The following is a 4,741-nucleotide window of genomic DNA, read 5'->3' on the forward strand; positions in this document are numbered from 1 at the left end:
GCCTCCCGTCCGTCGGGTGGGGGCGTCAGCCCGTGTTCTGCAGGCCAGCCGCGATCCCGTTGACGGTGAGCAGCAGGAGCCGGTGGTCGGCGTCCGTGGGGTCCGTGCTGCCGGACGTGCGGATGGCGCGCAGCGCACGGAGCTGCAGGTGCGACAGCGCGTCGACGTACGGGCTGCGGAGGCGCACGGCGCGCGCCAGGACGGGTCGGTCCTCGAGTACGTCGCTGCCGCCGGAGACGCGGAGCACCCAGTCGCGGGTGCGGACCATCTCGTCGAGCACCTTCGCGGCGAGGTCGTCGCGGTCGGCGAGCTCGAGGTACCGGCGGGCGATGTGCTCGTCGGTCTTCGCGAGCGACATCTCGACGTTCTTGATCATCGCGGCGAAGAGCGGCCACCCGGCGTACGCGGCGCGGAGCACGTCGACGTCGCCGACGGCCTCGAGCGCGGAGCCGAGCCCGTACCAACCGGCGAGGTTGATGCGCGCCTGCGTCCACGAGAACACCCACGGGATGGCGCGGAGGTCCTCCAGCGACTCCACCGACAGGCCACGACGGGCCGGGCGGGAGCCGAGGGGCAGCAGGCCGATCTCCTCCATCGGGGTGACCCGGGCGAACCACGGCGCGAAGCCGTCGGCCTTGACCAGGTCGTAGAAGGCGACGCGCGAGACGTCGTCGAGCTGCTGGGCGAGGTCGGCGAACCGGGCGGCCGCGGCGGCGGTGCGCGCCTCGTTCGACGGCGACGACGCGAACAACGTCGCCGAGGCCATCTGCTCGAGGTGGCGGGCGGCGATGTCCTGGTCGCCGTACTGGGCGAAGATGACCTCACCCTGCTCGGTGAGCTTCAGGCGACCGTCGATCGACCCCGGCGGCTGCGCGAGGACGGCCTCGTTGGCGGGACCGCCGCCCCGGCCGAGCGAACCGCCCCGGCCGTGGAACAGGGTCAGCTCGATGTCGTTGTCGCGGGCCCAGTCGGCGATGCGGGCCTGGGCGTCGTACAGCGCCAGGTTCGCGGACACCGGGCCGACGTCCTTCGAGGAGTCCGAGTAGCCGAGCATGACCTCGAGCCGACGGCCGGTCGCGGCGAGGCGTCGCTGGAACGCCTCGGTACGGACGGCCTCGTCGAGGATGTCGACGCTGGCGTGCAGGTCGGCGAAGGTCTCGAACAGCGGGATGACGTCGAGAACCGGCGCGGCCTCGGCGGACCCGAGCGCGGCGACCGCGAGCTCGTGCACGTTCGCCAGGTCCGCCGGGGACTGCGTGAAGGAGACGATGTACCGGTTCGCCGCGCGGACGCCGTAGCGGGACTGCAGCCCGGCGATCGTGCGGAAGACGGCGAGGACCTCTTCGGTGGTCTCGCTCAGTTCGCCACCGGCGCGGATCTCGGCCAGGGCCGTGCGGTGCACCTGCGAGTGCTGGCGGACCTCGAGCTCGGCCAGGTGGAACCCGAAGGTCTCGACCTGCCAGATCAGGTTCTGCAGCTCGCCGTTGGCCGGGCGGATCGCGCCGGCGGCGATGAGCGACGCCTGGATCGTGCGGAGGTCGGCCAGCAGCGCCTCGGGGCCGTCGTAGGCCAGAGGGGTGGTGCCGGTCCGGGTGGCGTCGATGCGCGCGGCGACGAACAGGAGCGCACGACGGTGGGTCTCGTTCGGTGCGCGGACGCCGATGCGCTCGGCGATGCCCGGGTCGAGGGACTCCTGCGCGGCGACGAGGGCGGTGAGGCCGGCGTCGGCGGGGGTGTCGCTCGCGTCGAGCGTCAGGGCACTGCCGATGCGGGTGGTCGCGCGGGCGAGGCCGAGCAGGATGTGCTCCGCCGCGATCTCGGCGGCCTGGCGGGTGACGTCGGCCGTCACGTGGGGGTTGCCGTCGCGGTCGCCGCCGATCCAGGTGCCGAAGCGCACGAACGCGGGGGCGATCACGGAGGCGCGGCCGGCGTCGTCGCCCTGCAGCCGGTCGTCGAGCAGGCGGTAGACCTGCGGGACGATCTCGAACAGGGTCTGGTCGAACACGCTCATCGCGGTACGGACCTCGTCGAGCGGGGTCGGCCGGGTGGTCCGGAGCGGCGAGGTGCGCAGGAGGGTCGTGATCTCCTCGAGCAGGCGGCGCTCGTTCTCGGCGCGGGCCGTCGCGTTGCGGGCGCGGTCGCGCTCGTCGATGAGGTCCGTGATGCGGCGGACACCCGTGGTGACCGCGCGGCGGCGGGCCTCGGTCGGGTGGGCCGTCAGCACCGGGTGGAACCGCAGGGTGCGGAGGCGCTCAGCGGCCTCGGCCTCGCCGACCTCGGCGACCAGCTCGGCGTAGGTGGCGGGGAACGAGTCGCCGGCCACACCACCGTCGTCACCGCGCTGCCGGAGGACCCGCACGCGGTGGTGCTCCTCGGCCAGGTTCGTCAGGTGGAAGTAGGTGGTGAACGCCTGTGCCACGGCCTCGGCGCGTTCGGCCGACATGCCGGAGACGATCGCTTGGGCACGCGCTGCACCCTCGGCGTGGTCGCCCTCGTAGGCGTCGATCACGGCGGCGCGCAACGACTCCACGTCGTGGAGCAGTTCGTCGCCCCCGTTCTCCCGCAGCACCCGGCCGAGGAGGTTGCCGAGGTACCGGACGTCGGCGCGCAGGTCACTGTCGACCGCACCGCTGACGTCGTCCCGCGCGCGCTCGTGGCGTGCAGATCCGTCGATCGCCGTCATGGAGTCCTTTCCGGGTCGTCCGGGAGGCTGGTCCCGGGTCCCAGCAGCGTATCGGCACCCGGGGGCGCATGACGTCGACCGTCCGGACGGACGCGGGGCAGGGTCCGGATGGACGCGGGGCCGGGTCCGAGCTGGCCTGCGCGGCGACCGCCGCTGTGCGGTCAGGCCGTGACGGCGGCGACCGCCGCTGTGCGGTCAGGCCGTGACGGCGGCGACCGTCGTGTCCCCCGGCTCCTGACGGAACGGCGCACGGCGGGCATCGAGGCCGGCGAGCAGCCCCCGGTTCAGGTCGTAGGCGAGCTCGACCTCGGCGATCACCCGCTCCTGCTCGTCGGCCGTCCAGGGCGCGGCGTCGAGCTGGGCCCGGTAGGTGTGCTCGAAGTCGCTCGGGTCGGCGACCTGGTCGAAGATGTAGAACAGGACACCGTTCGTGTCGAACCCGAACCGCTCGGCCAGCACCTGCCCGATCACGTGCCCGCCGGACACGTCGCCGAGGTACCGCGTGTAGTGGTGCGCCACGAAGCCGCCGGGCCATTCCGCCGCGACCTCGTTGAGGCGCCGCACGTACGCGGTCGTCGCGGGCAGCGGGCACACCAGCTCGGACCAGTCCGGGCCGATCAGGTACTCGAGGTCGGCACGGATCGCCGGCATCCGGGTGAGCTGCGCGGTGACGAACGGCGCCGCCACGGGGTGGTCGGCCATGCGTTCCGCCGCCCGCTCGAGCGCGTCGTACACGAAGGCGTACTGTCCGAGCAGGTCCGCGTAGTCGGCGACGTCGCAGTCGCCGCCGAGCAGGTCCTGCATGAAGCCGCTCGTGGCCGAGGCACCGTGCGAGCGCCGCGTGCGTCGGCGCAGCAGCTCGGAGAACGGGATGACGGTCGAGTCCATGAGGTAAGGCTAACCTTAGTGATGCGCGCGTCAAGCAGGGATCACCCAGGTGGCGCCGAACCCGCGAGAGGAAGCTCCCCCACGATGAGCTCGAAACCCAAACGCCCCCAGCACGTCTTCGTCGTCGACCGCACCGAACGGCTCTCGCCCCACATGGTGCGCGTGCACCTGGGCGGCTCGGCCTTCGAGGACTTCGTCGCCCAGGCCGACCCCGACCGGCTCGGTGCGACCGACAAGTACGTCAAGCTCCTGCTCGCGAAGCCGTCGCTCGGACTCGTGCCGCCGTACGACCTCGAGGCCCTGCGCGAGACCCTGCCGAAGCACGACCGCCCGGCCCGCCGCACCTACACGGTGCGCGCGGTCGACCACACCACGCGGACCATCGCGATCGACTTCGTCGTGCACGGCGACGAGGGCCTCGCCGGTCCCTGGGCAGCGTCCGCGCAGCCGGGCGATCGACTCGCCCTGTCCGGGCCCGGTGGCGGCTACGCGCCGAGCACCGACCCGGCCGTCACGCACGTGCTGCTCGGTGACGACAGCGCCCTGCCCGCGATCGGCGCGGCACTCGAGTCGATGCCCGACTCCGCCACCGGGGTCGCCCTGGTCGAGGTGGCCGGGCCCGCGGACGAGCAGGACATCCGGCACCCGGCCGGGGTCGACCTGCGGTGGCTGCACCGGGACGCCACCGGCGCCCAGCCGGGCACGCTCCTGCTGGAGACGGCCCGCGGGCTGCCGCGTGCCTCCCGGCCGGTCCAGGTCTTCGCGCACGGCGAGCGGACCGCGATGAAGGCGATCCGTCGGCTGCTGCAGGACGACTGGGGGCTGGAGAAGCGCGAGATGTCGTTGTCGGCGTACTGGGCGCTCGGTCGTGGTGAGGACGAATTCCAGGAGGAGAAGCGCGAGCCCGTCGGGGTGATCTTCACCGACTGACGGTGGCCAGCGTGCCCGTTCCTTCCCAGAACGGGCGCGATGGCTGGTGGGAACGGGCGTACCTGGTCGGAAGAACGGACCAGGTACGCCCGATTCGACCAGGTACACCCGGCACGCCCGTTCTCGGTCGGTACACCCGGCGGCCGGGGCGCCCGGCTGTCGCAGGTACGCCCGTTCCTTCCCAGAACTGGCGCGATGGCTGGTGGAAACGGGCATACCTGGTCGGAAGAACGGACCAGG

Annotated in this window: 3 protein-coding genes; 1 reads left to right on the forward strand and 2 read right to left on the reverse strand. The window is 72.7% G+C overall.

From position 1 onward, the window contains the following. Positions 1–25: 25 nt before the first annotated feature. Both BIU91_RS15075 and BIU91_RS15080 read right to left on the reverse strand, forming a co-directional pair. Entirely contained in the window at positions 26–2,683 is a 2,658-nt protein-coding gene (locus BIU91_RS15075) for a phosphoenolpyruvate carboxylase (RefSeq protein ID WP_071406135.1), read from the reverse strand. Between the two features lie 195 nt (positions 2,684–2,878). Further along, positions 2,879–3,571, reverse strand: coding sequence for a heme oxygenase (biliverdin-producing) (locus tag BIU91_RS15080; RefSeq protein WP_071406136.1), 693 nt, complete (start codon positions 3,569–3,571; stop codon positions 2,879–2,881). 84 nt (positions 3,572–3,655) lie between these two features. Here BIU91_RS15080 and BIU91_RS15085 point away from each other — a divergent pair, with 84 nt between their 5' ends. After that, positions 3,656–4,501: a siderophore-interacting protein gene (locus tag BIU91_RS15085; RefSeq protein ID WP_071406137.1), complete on the forward strand. Its 846-nt coding sequence runs from the start codon at positions 3,656–3,658 to the stop codon at positions 4,499–4,501. Positions 4,502–4,741 lie beyond the last annotated feature (240 nt).

This window comes from Curtobacterium sp. MMLR14_002, from assembly GCF_001864975.1.
Taxonomy (GTDB): domain Bacteria; phylum Actinomycetota; class Actinomycetes; order Actinomycetales; family Microbacteriaceae; genus Curtobacterium; species Curtobacterium flaccumfaciens.

Bases quoted from the DNA above. Each gene is read 5' to 3' on its own strand.
- BIU91_RS15075 (WP_071406135.1), bottom strand. From the start codon at position 2,683: ATGACGGCGATCGACGGATCTGCACGCCACGAGCGCGCGCGGGACGAC.
- BIU91_RS15080 (WP_071406136.1), bottom strand. From the start codon at position 3,571: ATGGACTCGACCGTCATCCCGTTCTCCGAGCTGCTGCGCCGACGCACG.
- BIU91_RS15085 (WP_071406137.1), top strand. From the start codon at position 3,656: ATGAGCTCGAAACCCAAACGCCCCCAGCACGTCTTCGTCGTCGACCGC.